The following is an 18,200-nucleotide window of genomic DNA, read 5'->3' as shown; positions in this document are numbered from 1 at the left end:
CCGTGAAGAACCTATCCCATAGTGCGGCCTTGCATGCGGTCTCCGACGTATCATCACACAACGGGACTGAACATCAGCTCGACTTTGCCAATCATGTAGCGCTGCAGAGGGCATAGGCTAAGTGCGCTGGCAGGTGGAAGCGAGGTTTTGATCGAGCGCGTCGGCGCGGTGATGTCACTAACGTCTCCTTGCGCCAGCGGTCATAACTCTGCGCGGAGATCTCCGCTTTCTTGCACGCCAGCGCCAAGCTCTTGTTCTGGGCTGTCTGCACCTCGATCTGGCGCAGCTTGAGCACCACCTGCTCCGCACCTATCTTTTGACATCGCCGCATGTCCGACTTCTTCAGTCCCGGCTGATCCTTTCAATCAGCCCGGTCCAAAGCCAGCCGGTTAGGTCGATACGCACTCGGCCGTTCATTGCAACACGAGCGGGCCCCTGCAATTGCCATCAGGGGACTGCCGCGTCAGCGTTCCTCTTCAACAATGGGGGCGAGAATGCGCGGGGTCTGCTGGTGCTGGACGACCCGCCATTCCTCGTGTGACAGCCGCCGGTAGGTCGAGGTGCAATGGGCCTCGTAGGTTTCTTCGCCCCGTGACGCTTTCACGGAATAGGCGATGACGATCAGGCCTTCTTGGGGACGCGCGATCCGGCCATCGTCGAACGCGACGTCGGACCAACGGGGCGTGTCCGCGACCGCTTCGATCGCTTGAGCGCCGCCGAACACGTAAGGCGGCTGCGGCAGCGCCATCAGGCACTCGTCATCGACAAGTTCGCGGTAATGATCCGGGTCACCGGTCCAAAGGCTCTTTTCGAACGACCAAACACGATCATCGTCCACGGCGGGCCTCCTCAGGCTCTTTAAGTGCCGGGACAAGACCTGCGCGCCCTGATCGTTCCTGGACGGCACCCGCCCCAATGGTCGCGTCCCCCCCGCGGGCGCCGCCCTCACCAAGACCTCGGCAAGCGTCATCACAGAACGTGCCACGCGAACCCGAATGGCACGCGTCGCCTCACGACTCATGCGCCTCAGGCGCTGGCGACCTCGAACTCCATGCCGCGTCCCGGTCCCTGGTCGGCATAATCCACGAGTGTCAGCCCCCGCTCGACCAGCGTCTCTTCGAGAATGTCGCGGTGCTTGCGCACCATCTGCCCGATCGCCAGCGGCGTCAGGCGCGGGCTCGACCGGCGCAGAGCATCCACCCCGACATGGGCCGGCATGCCCTCGTTCTCAGCGATCCGCGCAAGCGCCAGGCCCAGGTCGCGCGCTTTCGTCTCCGCGGCCGATTTCGGCTTGAAAGCCATGTGATGCCTCTTTTCTCGATGCTTTCGTCAGGCGGCCTGCAGCGTCTCGGCGAAGTCTTCTGGAACCTCGCCGAACCGGCCGAGAATCGTCGCGCTTTCCAATTCTCCCGTTTCGTCGTCGGCCACGATCTGGATCGCGGCGGTGCCCGGCAGCCGCGTAGCCATCGCCTCGGCCCGCTTCAGCGCCCCGTTCACCGTCGGCGATACCTGCTGGTCGCCGGGGCACAGGCGTTTGCGCTTCAAAACGAAGGTCTGCACGAGGTAGGTCGTCCGCATCGTCACCGTCGTTCTCCTGCACCAGGGCCAAGCTGGCCGCCATTCACAGGCTGGGCAAGCCGTCGTGGTCTCGGAAGCCCGAGCCGGAAATCGGCCGCCCGCTTGTTCTATTTTCGTTCTAGCACGAAAGACGGCGTCGCGTGAGCCTGTTTTGCAGGGCCGACACGCTCGGCGAGTGATTGGCTGCCGTAGGAGCGATCAACCGCCACCGATGCCGATGATGACTTTTCCGGTGCCGTTGCAGTCCGGGCAATTCTCAGCTTCGATCCGCCCGCTTCCGCGACAGCGGGGGCATAGGTTCTCACCCGTTCCGGACGTTCCGGGCGACGCTTCATCGCCGGGTTTTGCGGGCTCCGATCTTGGCCCGCATCGACCGCACGCAGGATGGCGGGCACTTCGTCGGCGATATCGCGTGCCAGGAAGCCGATCGGTCCGACGCGCCCAGCGAGCCGTCGTCCCGCTTGCCCGTGCAAATAGACCCCCCGCCGCCGCTGTCGTCGCTTCCGTGCTGCGTTCGAACACCCCTGCAACGACGCCCGTCAAGACATCGCCGGGGCTCGAGGTCGCTAGCCCGAGTCCGCCGCCGCCGTAGAGCCATGGTTCACCGGAGGGGGACACGATCCGGCTCTGCGCGCCTTTCATCATCACGACGCATCCGTGCCTTTCGGCGGCCCGCTGAGCTGGTGCCAGAGGATTCGCTTCGACCGCGCCTCTGTCGACGCTCAGGAGCCGGGCTATGTCGTCGGCATGCGGCCTGATCACCGCGCGATCGATCCGCGTCTAACTGCGCGCCGAGGCCGGCCATGACGCCGGCATCGAGCAAGAGCGGCGACGAGGTCCGCGCCGCGAGAAGTACGGTGACGATCGCGTCTGCCGTGTCCCCGGCGCTCAGCCTGGGGGCGATCAGAAGGGGGGCAGTGTCCCACTAAAGCCCTGCAGGCGTGCTCCGGCCGGGGCGGGATCGATCCCGCCCTCCAACGTCGCGGCGTCATCCTTCGCAAGTCCAGAATGCTGCCGGAGGGGAAAGTGCGGGACGACGCGTCCCGATCCTTTTAGATGACGAGGGATTTGGTTCGACTACGCCGGGTCGAACGCGTCACTGTCTCCCGATGGCGATTGGATACAAAATCGCGGCCTCGGGTTTCATGATGGACAGATCATTGGAAATCCCCATGAAAACCTTTTTCACTCTCGCGAGCGCGGCCGGAATCATGGCTGTGAGCCTCGTCCCCTTGACGGCGACATCGGCCGATGCCCGCTCTCGTCACAAGAGCCGCGGGTCCGTCACGAGCGACGGTAGCGTAACCGGCGGACGCGGCGGGGGCCAAACGATCTCCCGTGGCGCCACGGGAGCCAGCACCATCAGCCGAAACTCCGCGGCGGGCGGCAATGCCAATCAGCCCGAGCGTGCGGTCCCGCAGGGTAGCGGTGGTGGCGGAAGCGGCGGCGCACAGTAACGCCGGTCCGGTGTCGGCAAACGACGCGGGCGGTGATCACGAACACAATCGATGCTCTAGCTTTTTGTTTTTGCATCATCTTTTTCCGAAAGCCGGCAACCATCTTTCGAGATGATGTTCTAGGTAAGCGTGTGATCGATGGCACTTCGTTCCGAGACTCCGCCCCCTCCGGCCGACCATGTGCCGGAAGCTCCCGTTTCATCGGAGCGTCCGACCACCGCGCAACTGAAGGCCGAGATCGATTCTGGCCGAACCGGCGATAAGATCCCCGCTCACGATCCCGGCTTGTCGCCCCTCGGGACCGACGACGAGGCCGCCGGGACACCTGCGGATGCGTCTCGCTGGCGCGCGAAGAGGAGACCCGGCCGCGCCGCCGGAGGGCCAGCCGAATGCAGACCGGGCACGGCGCCAACCGTTGGGTTATGCCGGCCTATTACGGGGTCATGGTGGTGGTGGCCCTGGCGATCGGGCTCGTCGTGTGGCTGGTACGCTGATCCGGCGGATCGCTGCGACCGGGCGATCCCCGCGGACGCGCGAGACGGTTGATCCCAGTCGCCGGGGCGCCGGTCCGCTTCGAACGCTCTTCCCGCGCGGATCGATGCGTGATTGCTCCAACTTTACGGGATGGCGCAACGCCATCTTATCGGGCGCCTGCCATGCTTCGATGCTCACGTGAGGACATCCATGTCCAGGCATGCAGGATTCCCAATCGACGCCCCTCCGACGCCCGGCCAGGCCGGGTTGATCGCGGTCGATGAACACACCTCGATCGGGTGCTGGGTCCACGATATCTCCGCGCAGGACGTCGAGATCGTCGTTCCGGATACCTCCATCGTCCCAGAGGTGTTTATGCTGACCTCCTCGGATCAGGAGGCCATCAAGGTGTGCCGCACCCTGTGGCGGACCGACGAGATGATCGGCGCACGGCATCGGTAGGCGTCGTGCCGACGGCTGTCGCCGGCTCTCGAAAAATGGCGCGATTAAGAATGCCTCGAAAGCGCTTCGGTCCGCCCAAGGGCTGACCGCCGCTTCACGTGTCACTTGATCCGGTGAGGCGAGGACCGTCTTCGCTGTTCGACGCAAGGCGGGAACCGATCCGTATTTGACGAACCGCGCGGGCCGTTGCCGGGTCGACCCTGCCGGATATGCCTCATGGCCGAGACGAAACAGCCGTACGAAGTCGAAGCCCCGGTCAGCCCCGTCTAATGCCCCAGGGTCATAGCTGCGGGACGGTCTCCAGGGACGACAGGATCAATCAGCAAGGTGGCGCGAAGCAGGGGCAAGGCGATAAGGCGGAAGGCGGGCGACGCGAGCCGTAAGTGCCAATCCGAGATCAGCCCAAATTGCGGTGAGCTGCCTGCGATCCTCAAGGGCCGGCGAGTGGCGGGCCGGTTTCTTGGGAGAAGACCGACCCGCCTGTCGCCTGCGTACCGCATGGGGGGCTGGCAGCCCAACGACACTGATTCAAACGGGCCTGACGCGGACGATCATCCCGCGATGTAAACGGTGAACTGGCTCCGGCGGGATCGTCAACTCACTGCCAAGACGTGTCATTTCTGAAAACGCCTGCCGTGGGAGAAAAATTTCGTCGTCATTATGTGCGCTAGCACACGAAATTTGCTCTCTACGAGTTGGACGGCGGAAGAACTTGTCTCGCCGAAGGGCACTTGGCCAACCGAACAATCCGGCTTTCCATGGCGCATGAGCTGACGTCGCAAAGTCACGGATTGCGTACGGACCGCAAATCATCTCCCACGAGTGCCAGCCCCGTCATCAACGGTAAGTTTTTATTAACCATCTCGATGCAATCCTCGTCACCATCGCTCCCTCTTGCCGGTTGCGGTACGGTTCCTTCAGATTCGGCCTGGTCGATTCATGGTACATCTCGCGACGGACTACCCCGCTGGCGTGATCGTCGAAGCTGCCATGCCCGCTCTGAACGGCGAGAGTCGCGATCGGATCGGACAGGGCCTGCGTGACGCCTACGTCGAGCGCTGCGATGCGCAGCCGATCACCGACGCGCAAGTGGAATTGCTGCTGCAACTTCGGCAAAAAGAGCGCGATCGCCGCCGCAGCGCCTAGGGATCGGGTCCCTCAGCCTCGAGAGACCTCTCTCCCAAGGATCACTGCCAGCGTCTGGCCTTCGGCTGCTGGCGGCGGACCTCGGCCGCACGGATCATGGTCAGCACCCGATCGAGATCCTTGAGCAGAAATGACTCGGTCGCGCGTGCCGAGGCGATTTCCCGGTCATCGCTGCCGAAGCGCTGACGCTGTTGCTGTAGCGTCAGCTCTTCCTCAAGGGCGGCCCGCTCCGCATGGAGCGCGAGGTAGGCCGCTCCCTGAGGATCGGCCGGATCGAGGAGGGGCTCCTCCTCGTGGGATGAATTTGGCTCCGTCACGATGACGGTCTCCTCGGACGTTTCAAGCGCAGGTCCGGTGCCACTCAGGGTCTCGCGCGAGATCTTGCGAAGATCACTCTCGTGGCGACTTTGAGAGCGCCCCCCGAACCATCCGGGCGCTGATCACCGCTGCCTTGGCTGCGATGGTGCCGCGGATGTTTCGTGAGAGACACGGACCCAAGTACCTGGACCCAAGTACCTGCTCTGGTAACGCTCCAAAGGTGCAAAACGCTCCCAGGGGCCGATTGCTCCGTTGCGCTCCTATCCCCAGCGAAATTTCAAATGCCCCAAGGGCTTTCCGAGGCCTTCCCCGGGCTTGTCATGTCACCGTCATGTCGCCGTCATAGAGGCGGCGCGTCGGTGCACTAGATGGCAGCAGCGTCGCAGCGAGACCGGTTCCAGAATAGGCCCGGCCCCGACAATGCGCCCGACACCTTACGGAGATGCTCGTGAAGCCTTTCACTTACGCTCTGGCCGTCGGCCTTGCGGCCGCCCAGCTTGCGACCTCGGCCCTGGCCGCCGACATCACCGGCGCCGGTGCCACTTTCCCCTTCCCCGTGTATTCGAAGTGGGCCGAAGCCTATCGCAAGGAAACCGGAACGGGCCTGAACTACCAGTCGATCGGCTCGGGCGGGGGCATCAAGCAGATCCAGGCCAAGACCGTCGATTTCGGCGCCACCGACGCGCCGTTGAAGCCCGCCCAACTCGAGAAGGATGGCCTCGTCCAGTTCCCGACCGTCATGGGCGGCGTGGTGCCGGTGATCAACGTCCCGGGCATCGAGGCCGGCAAGGTCAAGCTGACCGGTGAGCTCCTGGCCGACATCTACGCCGGCAAGATCCTGAAGTGGTCCGATCCGAAGATCGCCGGGCTGAACGAGGGCGTGAAACTCCCCGACGCCAACATCACCCCGGTCTACCGCTCGGACGCCTCCGGCACGACCAACATCTTCACCACCTACCTCGCCTCGGTCTCCGAGCCGTGGAAGAAGGAATTCGGTGCTGCCACCACGGTGAGCTGGCCGGTCGGCCAGGGCGGCAAGGGCAACGAGGGCGTGACCGCCACCGTCAAGCAGGTTCCGAACTCGATCGGCTACGTCGAGTCGGCCTATGCCAAGCAGAATAAGCTCGCCTACGCGCTGATCCAGAACAAGGCTGGCAAGTATCCGCAGCCCGACGACAAGGCGTTCCAGGCCGCCGCCGCCAGCGCCGACTGGAAGTCCACCCCCGGCTTCGGGATCACGCTGACCAATCAAGCCGGTGACGACGCTTGGCCGATCACCGCCGCGACCTTCATCCTGGTCCACAAGGATGCGGCGGATGCGGCGAAGGCCGGCGATGTGCTGAAGTTCTTCGATTGGGCCTACAAGAACGGCGACAAGCTCGCCATCGACCTCGACTACGTGCCGCTCCCCGACACCGTCGTCGGTCTGATCCACGAGGAGTGGAAGGGCATCAAGGGCAAGGACGGCAAACCCGTCTTCGGCATGTAAGCGAACCTCTCAGGCCCTCTCCCGCACTCGGGAGAGGGTCTTTCTCCGAGTGTCCGGCTCGCCTCGCGCGCCACGGCGCGCTAAACGCCCTCCATTCGAAGAGCCCTTCCGCGGATGACCGCCTTGACCCAGTCCATCGCCCTGGCCAGCGAGAGCGGCGTGCCCCGCACCGCCCCGAGCAAGACCGCCGACCGCCTGTTCCAGGGCGCCGCCTACGGCTCGGCTCTGCTCGTGCTGCTGGTGCTCGCCGGCATCCTCGGATCGATCATCTACGGCGCGTTGCCCGCCTTCACCGAGTTCGGCTTCGGCTTTCTCACCTCCAGCGCCTGGAACATCGGCACCGAGCAGTTCGGTGCGCTGCCGGCCGTGATCGGCACCGTTGCCGCCGCGCTGCTGGCCCTCGTCATCGGCGTGCCGGTTTCGCTGGGCATCGCGATCTACCTCACGCAGCTCTGCCCCGGTTGGGCCCGCAAGCCCGTCGCCATGACCATCGAGCTGCTCGCCTCCGTGCCGAGCATCATCTACGGCATGTGGGGCCTGTTCGTGTTCGCGCCGCTGTTCGCCCGCTTCGTGCAGGTGCCGGTCTCGAACGTCGTCGAGGGGATCCCGATCGTCGGCACGATCCTGTACGCGCGCATTCCCTCCGGCGTCGGCGTGCTCACCGCCGGCATCATCCTCGCGATCATGATCGTGCCGTTCGTCGCCTCGATCACCCGCGACATGCTCGACCAGATCCCGACCGTGCTGCGCGAGAGCGCCTACGGCATCGGCTGCACCACCTGGGAGGTCGTGCGCCACGTCCTCGTGCCGCAGGCCTCGGTCTCGATCATCGGCGCGATCATGCTCGGCCTCGGCCGCGCGCTCGGCGAGACCATGGCGGTCACCTTCGTCATCGGCAACGCCAACCGCCTCTCCGCCTCGATCTTCGATCCGGGTTCGACCATCGCTTCGCGCATCGCCAACGAGTTCAACGAGGCCGACGGGCTCCAGCTCTCCTCGCTGATGGCGCTCGGCTGCCTGCTCTTCATCATCACCTTCTTCGTGCTGATCATCGCGCGCCTGCTAGTGCGGCGCACCAAGGTCGCCTGAACGATCGTCCGCCACGCCGCCCGCCTACGGAAAACGACGCGCTATGGATGTCAGCACGCCCCTCGCAACGGCCGAACGCCCCCGGAGTGCGAGCCGCGTGCGCTCCGGCCGCCGGATCGCCGATCGCATCCTGATCCTGGCGAGCACGCTCGCGACGCTGCTCGGCATCGTCGTGCTCGGCTCGATCCTGCTGATGCTGATCGTCGAGGGCGTGAAGGGCTTCACCCCCGCCCTGCTCACGGAGCCGACGCCGGGGCCGGGTTCCGTGGGGGGCGGCATCGCCAACGCCATTCTCGGCAGCCTCGTGATGACGTTCATCGGCATTGTCATCGCCACGCCGATCGGGCTGATGGCCGGCACTTTCCTGGCGGAGTACGGCCGCACCTCGAAGGTCGCCGACATCATCCGCTTCCTCAACGACGTGCTGCTCTCCGCACCCTCGATCCTGATCGGCCTGTTCGTCTACACGCTGATGGTGCGGCCGATGGGGACCTATTCCGGCTGGGCGGGAGCGGTGGCGCTCGCCATCATCGCCACCCCCGTGATCGTGCGCACGACCGAGGACATGCTGCGCCTCGTGCCGAGCCAGATGCGCGAGGCCGGCGCCGCCCTCGGCGCGCCGCGTTCCCTCGTCATCCGCGCGATCACCTGGCGTGCGGCGAGTGCGGGTGTCGTCACCGGCATCATCCTGGCGCTCGCCCGCATCGCCGGCGAGACCGCGCCGCTGCTGTTCACGGCACTCAACAACAACAGCTGGTTCAACGCGAACCTGCTCGGCGGCGTGCCCAACCTGCCGGTGATGATCTACCAGTTCGCGCTGTCGCCCTATCCGAACTGGCAGAGCCTGGCCTGGGCGGGCGCCCTCCTCATCACCGTCACCATCCTGGCCCTGTCGGTGGTGGCCCGCCTTGTGATCAAGGACCAGAGGGCGCGCTGAGGCCGCCCCACGGACAGACCTCCCACCTGCGAGACAATCCGATGAGCGCCTCCCCCGCGATCCGCAGCCAGTTCGAAGGCCGAAGCCCGGCCGACGTCAAGGCGCCGGTGCGCATCGCCTGCAAGGACCTCAACTTCTACTATGGCAGCTTCCACGGCCTGAAGGACATCAACCTCGATTTCCGCGACCGGCAGGTGACGGCGCTGATCGGCCCCTCGGGCTGCGGAAAGTCCACGCTGCTGCGCACCTTCAACCGCATCTACAGCCTCTATCCAGAGCAGCGCGCGGAAGGTGAGATCCTGCTCGACGGGCAGAACGTTCTGGATCCGAAGATCGACCTGAACGAACTGCGCTCGCGCGTCGGCATGGTGTTTCAGAAGCCGACTCCCTTCCCGATGTCGATCTACGACAACGTCGCCTTCGGCTTGCGCCTCTACGAGAAGCTTCCGAAGGCCGAGCTCGACGTGCGCGTGGAGGAATCCCTGCGCAAGGCCGCGTTGTGGGACGAGGTCAAGGACAAGCTCAAGCAGTCCGGCACCGGCCTCTCCGGCGGCCAGCAGCAGCGCCTCTGCATCGCCCGCACCGTGGCGCAGCGCCCCGAGGTGATCCTGTTCGACGAGCCGACCTCGGCCCTCGACCCGATCTCCACCGGCCGCATCGAGGAGCTGATCGAGCAGTTGCGGACCGAGTTCACGATCGTCATCGTGACCCACAACATGCAGCAGGCCGCCCGCATCTCGCAGTTCACGGCGTTCATGTATCTCGGCGAGCTGATCGAGTTCGACGCGACCACGAAGATCTTTATGAACCCGGCCAAGCGGCAGACCCAGGACTACATCACCGGCCGCTTCGGCTGAGATCGGCCGCGACTGCAAGGCAGTCGTGGCCTCCCTGCGCCCTCTTTGAGACGCGCCCTCTTCCGCCGGACCCGTGTCCATCGCAGTTTGAGTGCGCCCTCGTCCGACCGCCTGATCGGGAAATTCGCGACATGGCCGACCATATCGTCTCCTCCTACGACACCGACCTCGAGAACCTGCGCCGCTCGATCGCCGAGATGGGCGGCGTGGCCGAGAAGATGATGACGGATGCCACCGACGCGCTGGTGCGCCGGGATACCACCCTCGCCCAGGCGGTGATCGTCGCCGACAAGCGCCTCGACCTGCTGCAGCGGGAGATCGAGGAGCGCTCGGTTCTTCTCATCGCCCGGCGCCAGCCGCTGGCCATCGACCTGCGCGAGACGATCTCCGGCATCCGCGTCTCGGGCGACCTCGAGCGGATCGGCGATCTGGCCAAGAACATCGCCAAGCGCGTCGTGGCGATCAGCGATCAGGCCCAGCCGCAGAAGATCGTGCTCGGCGTCCAGCACATGAGCGACCTCGTGCAGGAACAGCTCAAGGACGTGCTCGATGCCTATGCCAGCCGCGACGTGACCGCTGCCCATGAGGTTTGGGAGCGGGACAGCGCCATCGACGCGCTCTACAATTCGCTGTTCCGGGAACTCCTGACCTACATGATGGAGGATCCGCGCAACATCTCGTTCTGTACGCACCTATTGTTCTGCGCCAAGAACGTCGAGCGGATCGGCGATCACACCACCAACGTCGCCGAAACCATTGAATACCTCGTCACCGGTGAGACGCCAACGGCCGAGCGGCCCAAGAACGACGCTTCGAACTACGCGACGATTACGCCGGGCGCCTAAGGGTTAGGCGGCGCGGCGATCAAGAGACGCCTCCGGCTCCTCTCACGAGGGCCGGGCGTGACGGATGGAAAGACGGGCGATGACGAGTGCGCACATTCTGATCGTCGAGGACGAGGAATCGCTGACGACCCTGCTGCGCTACAATCTCGAAGCGGAGGGTTTCCAAGTCGATGTCGCGGTCCGCGGCGACGAGGCCGACCTTCGCCTGCATGAGACGACGCCCGACCTCGTCCTCCTCGACTGGATGGTGCCGGGCCTCTCGGGGATCGAGTTGTGCCGGCGCATCCGTGCCCGCCGCGAAACGGAGCGCCTGCCGGTCATCATGCTGACCGCCCGCGGCGAGGAGACCGACCGCGTGCGCGGCCTCTCGACCGGCGCCGACGACTACGTCGTCAAGCCGTTCTCCGTGCCTGAACTGCTCGCCCGCGTCCGTGCGCTTCTGCGCCGCGCCAAGCCCACCCACGTCTCCGACATGCTCGTGGCCGGCGACATCGAACTCGACCGCGTCAGCCATCGCATCCGCCGGCAGGGCCGCGAGATCCATCTCGGTCCGACCGAGTTCAAGCTGCTCGAATACCTGATGCAGAGCCCGGGCCGGGTCTTCTCGCGGGAGCAGCTGCTCGACGGCGTGTGGGGCCACGATGTCTACATCGACGAGCGCACGGTCGATGTTCATGTCGGCCGCCTGCGCAAGGCGATCAACCGCCCGCGCCAGAGCGACCCGATCCGCACCGTGCGCGGCTCCGGCTACTCGTTCGACGAGATGTTCGCCGGAGCGGAATGATACGGCTTCCAGCTGGTCGCTTCGCGGTTCCGCACTTCTCCGTCACCGTAAGGCGAAGCCGAAGCGATCGAGGGCACGACCCCTGCGGATCGTGCCCGACCGGAGCCTTTAGCGGAAGCCGGCGACGCGGCGGTCGCGTTTGCGCTCGGCAGCCGGCTGATAGGCGATCTGCGCGTGCTGGGTGCAGTAGGGAAGACCCGTGATCGCACGGCCGCCGCAGAAGCGGAAGTCCGGCGAGGTCGGGTCGCCCATCGGCCAGCGGCACATCGACTCGCGCAGGTCCATGATGGTGACCCGCTCGGAGACCGCCAGAGCCACCGGCTCCGGGGCGGGCTTTTTCGGCAGCGGAAAGTCCGGTGCCGGCCTGTGCGCGACGATCGCGGGTGGCTCCGGCAGCGTCGGCTCCTCGACCACCACGGCCTGCATCTCGACCTCGGCGGCCAGCTCGTCCCGGCGCCGACCCTGAGACGACGAACCCATCGGCTTGACGCGGCCGGAGAGTCCGAGGCGATGCACCTTGCCGATGACCGCGTTGCGCGAGACGCCGCCGATCTGGAGGGCGATCTGGCTGGCGCTCAAGCCGTCGTCCCATAGGCGACGAAGCAGCTCCACGCGCTCATCCGTCCAGCTCGGGACCGCTTCCGTCATTGTCCCCTCCACGTCGAAACATCCTTGAACGCAAAGACCGACCGACAGCGCGGCTCTGCTGCCACGCATGGCGACAGCAGGCATGGCCAGGGGCCGCAATCCGGCCCTGCACATGTCGGTTAACAGACGCCAAAGATGCCGTTGGCGACGCTGTGGAGACTACAGGACAGCTCGGCCGCGGAGCAAGGGTCCGTGCGTCTCGCGGTCCGGTTTCCCCCCGGCAATCCGGCTCGCATGACGCCGGTCCGGATCGGTTCCGGCGGCGGGGCGAGCGAATCCTCCGCTAGTCGTTAACGCATTGCGTAAACTTGATCTTTTTCGAGCAAGCGGATCGAGCCATGTCCGATTGGCCGAGGGGGCGGGCGGCTGCGCGGACGGCCGGCATATTCGCGGTCGCGTGGGGTGCGCGATCGAAAAAGATTGTCCGGGCGGTCGGGATGACTATGTGACGGACGTCGTCCGCCGGCCTGCCGCCTGTGGACAACCGTCCTCGATCGGATCTCGATCGGATTTTGGGAGATCGCATGCGACTGCGCCTCGCGCCGGCCCTTTTCCTCCTTGCCGCGATGCCGGGAAGTGCGATGGCCGCGGGGCCGGCCGCGCCGGTTCCGAACGAGGCGGCAATCCGGCTGACCAACCACCGCGCGGTCTACGACCTGTCGCTGGCGCGCTCCGAGGGAACGCGGGCGGTCGAAGGCGTGCGCGGGCGCATCGTCATCGATTTCTCGGGTGACGCCTGCCGCGGCTACACCATGCAGACGCGCCAAGTGACGATGCTCAATTCCGGCGAGTCCGGCGACCGCACCTCGGACCTGCGCAGCACCACCTTCGAGAACGGCGACGGCAAGAGTTTCCGCTTCCGCACCACGACCATCCTCAACAATGCGCCCTCCCCGGCTGTCGATGGGACGGCGGAGGCGGCCGAGGCGCTCAGGGTGAAGCTCAAGGAGCCGAAGCGCGACGGGTTCCAGGCCGAGGGCGCCGTCCTGTTTCCGATCCACCACATGATCCGCCTGATCGAGGCGGCCAAGGCGGGCGAGACGACGGTCTCGGCCAAGGTGTTCGACGGCTCGGATGATGGGCGCAAGGTCTACGACACGCTGGGCATCATCGGCCGCCCGAGCGCGGCACCCGCCGCCGACACTGAGCGCGACAAGCCGCTGCGCGAGGGCGACCACGGCGCCATGCGGCGCTGGCCGGTCACCTTGAGCTACTTCACCCCCGGCGGGGGCGAGCGTACGCCGATCTACACCCTCACCTTCGACCTCTACGAGGACGGCGTCAGCGGACGGCTCCACCTCGATTACGGGGATTTCGCGATCGACGGGAATCTGACGCGGCTCGATCTCGCCAAGGCCGACGCGAAATCCGGGGCGGACTGCAAGAAGTAGCCGTCGCGCTTCAGCTTCGGCGCCGCTCCGCCTCGCCGGTGAAGACGAGGCCGCGCTGGATCGCGGCGTTGCCGAACTTTTCCCGCAGCCGGTCGAGCGCCGCCTCGCGGCGGGCGACGCGCTCGATGCCCTGGTCGGCGAGGTCGCCACGGTCGGCATGGATCGCACCGCAGAGATCGCCGCCGCCGATGCCGATCAGACGGAAGGCGGTACCGTCGCAGGCGGCCCGCAGCATCGGCTCGCCCTCGCGGAAGAGCCGGTCGGCGAGCTGCGTGGGTTTCAGGCCGCCGCGGGTTCGGGTGCGCAGCCGGAAGCGGGCGTCCTTCAGTTTCAGCGTGACGCTGCCGGCGGCGAGCTCCGCCCGCTTGAGCCGCGCCGACACCTTTTCGCAGAGTTGCCAGAGGATCGGCCGCAGATCCTCGAATCGGGTGAGATCGGTCGAGAAGGTCGTCTCGGACGAGACGCTCTTGGCCTCGCGGGTCGGGCGCACCGGCCGCCGGTCCCGGCCGGCGGCGAGATCGATGAGACGCAGTGCATCCCGCCCGAGGGATGCCTGGAGACGCACCGGGTCGGCGCGCGAGATGTCGCCGACCCTGTGGATGTTGAGCGAGGCGAGGCGGTTTCGCGCGCTCTCGCCGATGCCGGGCAAGATGCCGACCGGCTTGTCGGCAAGGAAGGTCGCGGCATCCTCGCCCGCGATGATCGAGAAGCCGCGCGGCTTGTCGAGGTCCGAGGCGATTTTGGCCAGGAACTTATTGGCGGACAATCCCACCGACACGGTGATGCCGACCTCCGCCTCGACCCGTGCGGCGAAGCGGGCGAGCGTCACCGCCGGGCTCGTCCCGTGCAGGCGTTCGGTGCCGGAGAGGTCGAGGAACGCCTCGTCGATGGAAACGGGCTCGACCAGCGGCGTGAGCGCCAGCATCATCGCCCGAACCTCGCGCCCGACGCGGGCGTACTTTTCCATATCCGGCCGCAGCACGGTGGCATCGGGGCAGCGCTTCAACGCCTCGAACATCGGCATCGCCGAACGCACCCCGGAGATCCGGGCGAGGTAGCAGGCGGTGGAGACGACGCCGCGCTTGCCGCCGCCGATGATGAGCGGCTTGTCGCGCAAGGAAGGGTCGTCGCGTTTCTCGATCGCCGCGTAGAAGGCGTCGCAATCGACGTGGGCGATGCTCAACGCGTCGCGGGCCGCGTGCGCGAGAAGGCGCGGCGAGCCGCATCCGCGGCAGCGCAGGGCGCCCTCGGCTTGCATCGTCAGGCAATCGCGGCAGAAGGGTCTCACGTCGAAAACCTCGCCCGGCCTTTGCCGGGCTGATGCGGGCGAGACAGGTTGTACGAATGTCCCGAGCCGCCGACCAGGGTTCTCCCGCGCGCCATCCCACGCCGAATCCCGATGCGCCGCCCCTGCGCATCCTCGTGCTTGGCGGCACCACCGAGGCCAGCGCACTCGTCGCCCGGCTGGCGCGCGAGCCGGATGTCTCGGTGACACTGTCACTGGCCGGCCGTACCGCTGCGCCACGGCCCGAACCGGTGCCGACCCGCATCGGCGGGTTCGGCGGCGCCGAAGGGCTGGCGCGGTGGCTTTCCGAGAACGGCATCGAGGCGGTGATCGACGCGACCCACCCCTTCGCCGCGCGGATCTCGGCCAATGCGGCCAAAGCGTGCAGGGCTGTCGCGGTGCCGCTGCTCGCTCTGCGTCGCCCGGCCTGGGAGCGCGAGCCGGGCGACGACTGGATCGCAGCCGCGAACGTCCCGGCCTGTCTCGATGCGCTCGGGGCCGCACCGAGAACGGTGTTCCTCACGATCGGCCGGCAGGAACTGGCGGCCTTCGCCCGCGCGCCGCAGCACGCTTACGTCGTGCGCACCATCGAGCCGGTCGGCGACATGCTGCCGGTGCCGAACCTCGTCACCGTCAGCGCCCGTGGCCCCTTCGCGCTCGATGACGAGATCCGCTTCATGCGTGAGGCGCGCATCGAGGTGCTGGTGACGAAGAATTCCGGCGGCGCGGCGACCTATCCGAAGATCGAGGCCGCGCGCCGGCTGGGCCTGCCCGTGGTGATCGTCGCCCGCCCTGCCCTGCCGGATGTGCCGGCCGTGCCCGATGCCGCGGGCGTGCTGCCCTGGCTCGAGGCGCGGCTCGCTGCGCGAGGACTGTCCTAAATCCGGCTCGACGCCGCCCGGCCCCGATGCCATGGCAGGGTGATGCCCGCGCCTCGAACAAGGACCCGCCGATGACCCGCGCCCTGATGATCCAGGGGACCGGGTCCGATGTCGGCAAATCGCTGCTGGTGGCCGGCCTCGCCCGCGCCTTCACCCGGCGCGGGCTGACGGTGCGTCCGTTCAAGCCGCAGAACATGTCGAACAACGCCGCCGTCACCGCCGATGGCGGCGAGATCGGCCGAGCTCAGGCGCTCCAGGCCCGCGCCGCGCGGGTCGCGCCGTCCGTCCACATGAACCCGGTGCTCCTGAAGCCGCAGAGCGAGGTCGGCGCGCAGGTGGTGGTGCAGGGCCGCATGATCGGCACCGCCAAGGCGCGGGAGTACCAAGCCTGGAAGCCGCGCCTGATGGCCTCCGTGCTCGACAGCTTCGAGCGGCTGCGCGCTGAGGCCGACATCGTGCTCGTGGAGGGCGCGGGCTCGCCGGCGGAGGTGAACCTGCGACAGGGCGACATCGCCAATATGGGTTTCGCCCGGGCGACCGGGACGCCGGTGGTGCTCGTCGGCGACATCGACCGAGGCGGCGTCATCGCCAGCCTTGTCGGCACGCAGGCGGTGCTGGAGCCCGACGATGCGGCGATGATCCGCGGCTTCATCGTCAACCGCTTTCGCGGCGACCCGACGCTGTTTGCCGACGGCATGGCCCTGATCGCCGCGCGCACCGGCTGGTCGCCGTTCGGCCTCGTGCCGTTCTTTCCCGACGCCGCCCGCCTGCCGCCGGAGGACGCGGTGGCGCTCGATGCCCCGCAGGCGCGCCGTGACGGTGCCGTGCCGTTGATCGCGGTGCTGCGCTTTCCTCACATCGCCAACTTCGACGACCTCGACCCGCTGCGGCAGGAGCCCGGCGTCGCGGTGACCTTCGTGCCGCCCGGTGCACCCGTCCCGGCGGAGGCGGACCTGATCGTCCTGCCGGGTTCGAAGACCACGATCGACGATCTCGAGTGTCTGCGCGCGGAAGGATGGGACATCGATATCCGCGCCCATCTGCGCCGCGGCCGACGGGTGCTCGGACTGTGCGGTGGCTACCAGATGCTCGGCCGCTCCATCGCCGACCCGCAGGGGATCGAGGGGGTGCCGCGCGACCTGCCGGGCCTCGGCCTCCTCGACGTCGTGACGGTGATGACGGACGCGAAGCGCCTCGTCGCGGTCACCGGCACGACGCTCGCCGATGCCGAGCCGTTCTCCGGCTACGAAATGCATGTCGGCGACACGACCGGGCCGGACACCGCCCGGCCCTTGCTGCGCTTTGCCGACGGCCGGGCCGATGGGGCCGTCTCACCCGACGGGCTCGTGACCGGCACCTATGTCCACGGCCTGTTCGCTGACGACCGCCAGCGCGCCGCCTGGCTTGCTCGGCTCGGCGCTGCGCCGGGCCTTACCCGTTACGAGGCCGGCATCGAAACGGTGCTCGACCGCTTCGCCGACCACCTCGAAGCGCATCTCGATTGCGATGGGCTGCTGCGCTTGGCGTGAGGGATCGTTACCGGCCGAAGGTGAGCCAGATGCCAGTCACGGCTGCCACTAGGGTGAATTGCAGCGCGCAAGCCGTGCGGTAGAGCTTCAGCGCACGCACGATGTCGTCGGCGTTGGCCTCGGCCCGCCCGTCGCCCATCCAGGCATCCTCGACGCGGGTGTCGCCGTAAATGCGCGGGCCCGCGAGCCGTAGGCCCAGCGCGCCGGCCATGGCCGCTTCGGGCCAGCCGGCATTGGGCGAGCGATGGCGGCCCGCGTCGCGGCGGATCGCCCGCCACGCGCCCGCCGCGGAGACATCCCGGCTCAGCGCCGCTGCTGCGATCAGCAGGAGCGCGGTGAGTCGCGAAGCCGGCAGGTTCACGAGGTCGTCGAGCCGGGCGGAGGCCCAGCCGAATGCCTCGTAGCGGGGCGTGCGGTGGCCGACCATGCTGTCGGCGGTGTTGATCGCCTTGTAGAGCGCGCCGCCGGTGAGTCCGCCCGCGCCGATCCAGAAGGCCGGCGCGACGATGCCGTCGGAAAAGTTTTCCGCCAAGCTCTCGATCGCGGCTCGGCACACGGCGGCTTCGTCCAGGCTCTCGGGGTTTCGGCCGACGATCATCGACACGGCGGTACGACCCCCGGCGAGCCCTTCGGTCCGCAGGGCGGCGGAGACGCGCCGGACATGGACGAACAGGCTGCGCTGCGCCGGCAGGCTCGCGGCGAGAACAGCGAGGATCACCAGGCCGAACCCGTGGCCCGTGAGCGCGGCGAGCGCCGTCAGTCCGAGGGCGATGGCGGCCACCGTGGCGAGCAGCATGGCGAGCGCCAGAATGCCGCCGAGCCGGCGTGTCAGCGGCGCGCGCCGGTTGAGCCCGCGTTCGAGCGCGGCGATCATCCGGCCGATCCAGGTGACAGGATGGCCGAGCGCCCTGTAGAGGCGATCCGGATAGCCCGCCACGGCCTCGATCAGCAGGGCGAGGGCCAGGATGCCGAGGGTGTCGGGCGGATGGGTCAGGGCGATCCAGGACATCGTTGGCAGGGTCGGTGCGGG

At 67.2% G+C, this 18,200-nt stretch carries 20 protein-coding genes and 2 pseudogenes; 13 read left to right on the top strand and 9 right to left on the bottom strand.

Annotation, left to right across the window (positions count from 1 at the left end; genetic code table 11):
• Window positions 1-184 precede the first annotated feature (184 nt).
• The 5 genes and pseudogenes from MKK50_RS17080 to MKK50_RS17060 all read right to left on the bottom strand — a co-directional run.
• Window positions 185-331, bottom strand: a pseudogene (locus MKK50_RS17080) (IS3 family transposase); the annotation flags it as partial.
• A gap of 132 nt (window positions 332-463) precedes the next feature.
• Window positions 464-838, bottom strand: coding sequence for a DUF4440 domain-containing protein (locus MKK50_RS17075; RefSeq protein WP_499023994.1), 375 nt, complete (start codon window positions 836-838; stop codon window positions 464-466).
• A 188-nt stretch (window positions 839-1,026) separates the two neighbouring features.
• On the bottom strand, window positions 1,027-1,302 hold the full coding sequence (locus MKK50_RS17070; RefSeq protein ID WP_499023992.1) for an adenylosuccinate synthase: 276 nt from the start codon (window positions 1,300-1,302) through the stop codon (window positions 1,027-1,029).
• 27 nt (window positions 1,303-1,329) lie between these two features.
• Entirely contained in the window at window positions 1,330-1,584 is a 255-nt protein-coding gene (locus tag MKK50_RS17065) for a hypothetical protein (RefSeq protein ID WP_012255755.1), read from the bottom strand.
• Between the two features lie 192 nt (window positions 1,585-1,776).
• On the bottom strand, window positions 1,777-2,340 hold the full coding sequence (locus MKK50_RS17060; RefSeq protein ID WP_499023991.1) for an NAD(P)H-hydrate dehydratase: 564 nt from the start codon (window positions 2,338-2,340) through the stop codon (window positions 1,777-1,779).
• A gap of 410 nt (window positions 2,341-2,750) precedes the next feature.
• Here MKK50_RS17060 and MKK50_RS17055 point away from each other — a divergent pair, with 410 nt between their 5' ends.
• From MKK50_RS17055 to MKK50_RS17040, 4 genes and pseudogenes are all read left to right on the top strand, one after another.
• Window positions 2,751-3,035, top strand: coding sequence for a hypothetical protein (locus MKK50_RS17055; protein ID WP_499023989.1), 285 nt, complete (start codon window positions 2,751-2,753; stop codon window positions 3,033-3,035).
• Between the two features lie 138 nt (window positions 3,036-3,173).
• Window positions 3,174-3,529 (top strand): annotated as a pseudogene (locus MKK50_RS17050) (hypothetical protein).
• 190 nt (window positions 3,530-3,719) lie between these two features.
• Window positions 3,720-3,971, top strand: a complete 252-nt coding sequence (locus MKK50_RS17045) for a PilZ domain-containing protein (RefSeq protein ID WP_499023987.1) — start codon at window positions 3,720-3,722, stop codon at window positions 3,969-3,971.
• 939 nt (window positions 3,972-4,910) lie between these two features.
• Window positions 4,911-5,117, top strand: coding sequence for a hypothetical protein (locus MKK50_RS17040; RefSeq protein ID WP_253368430.1), 207 nt, complete (start codon window positions 4,911-4,913; stop codon window positions 5,115-5,117).
• A 41-nt stretch (window positions 5,118-5,158) separates the two neighbouring features.
• On the opposite strand, the gene MKK50_RS17035 is transcribed toward MKK50_RS17040, so the two are convergent.
• Window positions 5,159-5,434, bottom strand: coding sequence for a hypothetical protein (locus MKK50_RS17035; protein WP_499023985.1), 276 nt, complete (start codon window positions 5,432-5,434; stop codon window positions 5,159-5,161).
• A 449-nt stretch (window positions 5,435-5,883) separates the two neighbouring features.
• On the opposite strand from MKK50_RS17035, the gene pstS reads away from it, so the two are divergent.
• The 6 genes from pstS (at window position 5,884) to phoB (ending at window position 11,436) form a co-directional block, all read left to right on the top strand.
• On the top strand, window positions 5,884-6,924 hold the full coding sequence (pstS, locus tag MKK50_RS17030) for a phosphate ABC transporter substrate-binding protein PstS (RefSeq protein ID WP_253368429.1): 1,041 nt from the start codon (window positions 5,884-5,886) through the stop codon (window positions 6,922-6,924).
• A gap of 114 nt (window positions 6,925-7,038) precedes the next feature.
• Complete coding sequence (gene pstC / locus MKK50_RS17025) at window positions 7,039-8,013, top strand: phosphate ABC transporter permease subunit PstC (RefSeq protein ID WP_253368427.1); 975 nt, start codon at window positions 7,039-7,041, stop codon at window positions 8,011-8,013.
• A 43-nt stretch (window positions 8,014-8,056) separates the two neighbouring features.
• Complete coding sequence (pstA, locus tag MKK50_RS17020; protein ID WP_499023983.1) at window positions 8,057-8,950, top strand: phosphate ABC transporter permease PstA; 894 nt, start codon at window positions 8,057-8,059, stop codon at window positions 8,948-8,950.
• 41 nt (window positions 8,951-8,991) lie between these two features.
• The gene (gene pstB / locus MKK50_RS17015; RefSeq protein ID WP_003600786.1) at window positions 8,992-9,807 is read left to right on the top strand and encodes a phosphate ABC transporter ATP-binding protein PstB; all 816 of its coding nucleotides are present in this window, start codon (window positions 8,992-8,994) and stop codon (window positions 9,805-9,807) included.
• Between the two features lie 131 nt (window positions 9,808-9,938).
• Window positions 9,939-10,652, top strand: a complete 714-nt coding sequence (gene phoU, locus MKK50_RS17010; protein ID WP_253368423.1) for a phosphate signaling complex protein PhoU — start codon at window positions 9,939-9,941, stop codon at window positions 10,650-10,652.
• A gap of 79 nt (window positions 10,653-10,731) precedes the next feature.
• Entirely contained in the window at window positions 10,732-11,436 is a 705-nt protein-coding gene (gene phoB, locus MKK50_RS17005; RefSeq protein WP_003600784.1) for a phosphate regulon transcriptional regulator PhoB, read from the top strand.
• Window positions 11,437-11,544: 108 nt separating this feature from the next.
• Here the strand turns inward: phoB and MKK50_RS17000 are convergent, their stop codons facing one another.
• On the bottom strand, window positions 11,545-12,084 hold the full coding sequence (locus MKK50_RS17000; protein ID WP_253368422.1) for a GcrA family cell cycle regulator: 540 nt from the start codon (window positions 12,082-12,084) through the stop codon (window positions 11,545-11,547).
• Between the two features lie 524 nt (window positions 12,085-12,608).
• On the opposite strand from MKK50_RS17000, the gene MKK50_RS16995 reads away from it, so the two are divergent.
• Window positions 12,609-13,475, top strand: coding sequence for a cell envelope integrity EipB family protein (locus tag MKK50_RS16995; protein WP_499023980.1), 867 nt, complete (start codon window positions 12,609-12,611; stop codon window positions 13,473-13,475).
• A 10-nt stretch (window positions 13,476-13,485) separates the two neighbouring features.
• Here MKK50_RS16995 and MKK50_RS16990 read toward each other — a convergent pair whose 3' ends face one another.
• Window positions 13,486-14,763, bottom strand: a complete 1,278-nt coding sequence (locus MKK50_RS16990) for a DNA polymerase IV (RefSeq protein ID WP_499023978.1) — start codon at window positions 14,761-14,763, stop codon at window positions 13,486-13,488.
• A 56-nt stretch (window positions 14,764-14,819) separates the two neighbouring features.
• Here MKK50_RS16990 and MKK50_RS16985 point away from each other — a divergent pair, with 56 nt between their 5' ends.
• A complete protein-coding gene (locus tag MKK50_RS16985; RefSeq protein WP_499023976.1) occupies window positions 14,820-15,641 on the top strand; it encodes a cobalt-precorrin-6A reductase in 822 nt (273 codons plus the stop codon).
• Window positions 15,642-15,712: 71 nt separating this feature from the next.
• Window positions 15,713-17,170: a cobyric acid synthase gene (locus tag MKK50_RS16980; RefSeq protein ID WP_499023975.1), complete on the top strand. Its 1,458-nt coding sequence runs from the start codon at window positions 15,713-15,715 to the stop codon at window positions 17,168-17,170.
• A 7-nt stretch (window positions 17,171-17,177) separates the two neighbouring features.
• On the opposite strand, the gene cbiB is transcribed toward MKK50_RS16980, so the two are convergent.
• Complete coding sequence (gene cbiB / locus MKK50_RS16975; RefSeq protein ID WP_499023973.1) at window positions 17,178-18,179, bottom strand: adenosylcobinamide-phosphate synthase CbiB; 1,002 nt, start codon at window positions 18,177-18,179, stop codon at window positions 17,178-17,180.
• Between the last annotated feature and the right edge of the window lie 21 nt (window positions 18,180-18,200).

The sequence above is a fragment of the Methylobacterium sp. J-043 genome (assembly GCF_022829505.1).
GTDB lineage: Bacteria > Pseudomonadota > Alphaproteobacteria > Rhizobiales > Beijerinckiaceae > Methylobacterium > Methylobacterium extorquens_A.
The sequence above is the reverse complement of the archived record's forward strand: the minus strand, read 5'-3'. Positions and strand labels throughout refer to the sequence as shown.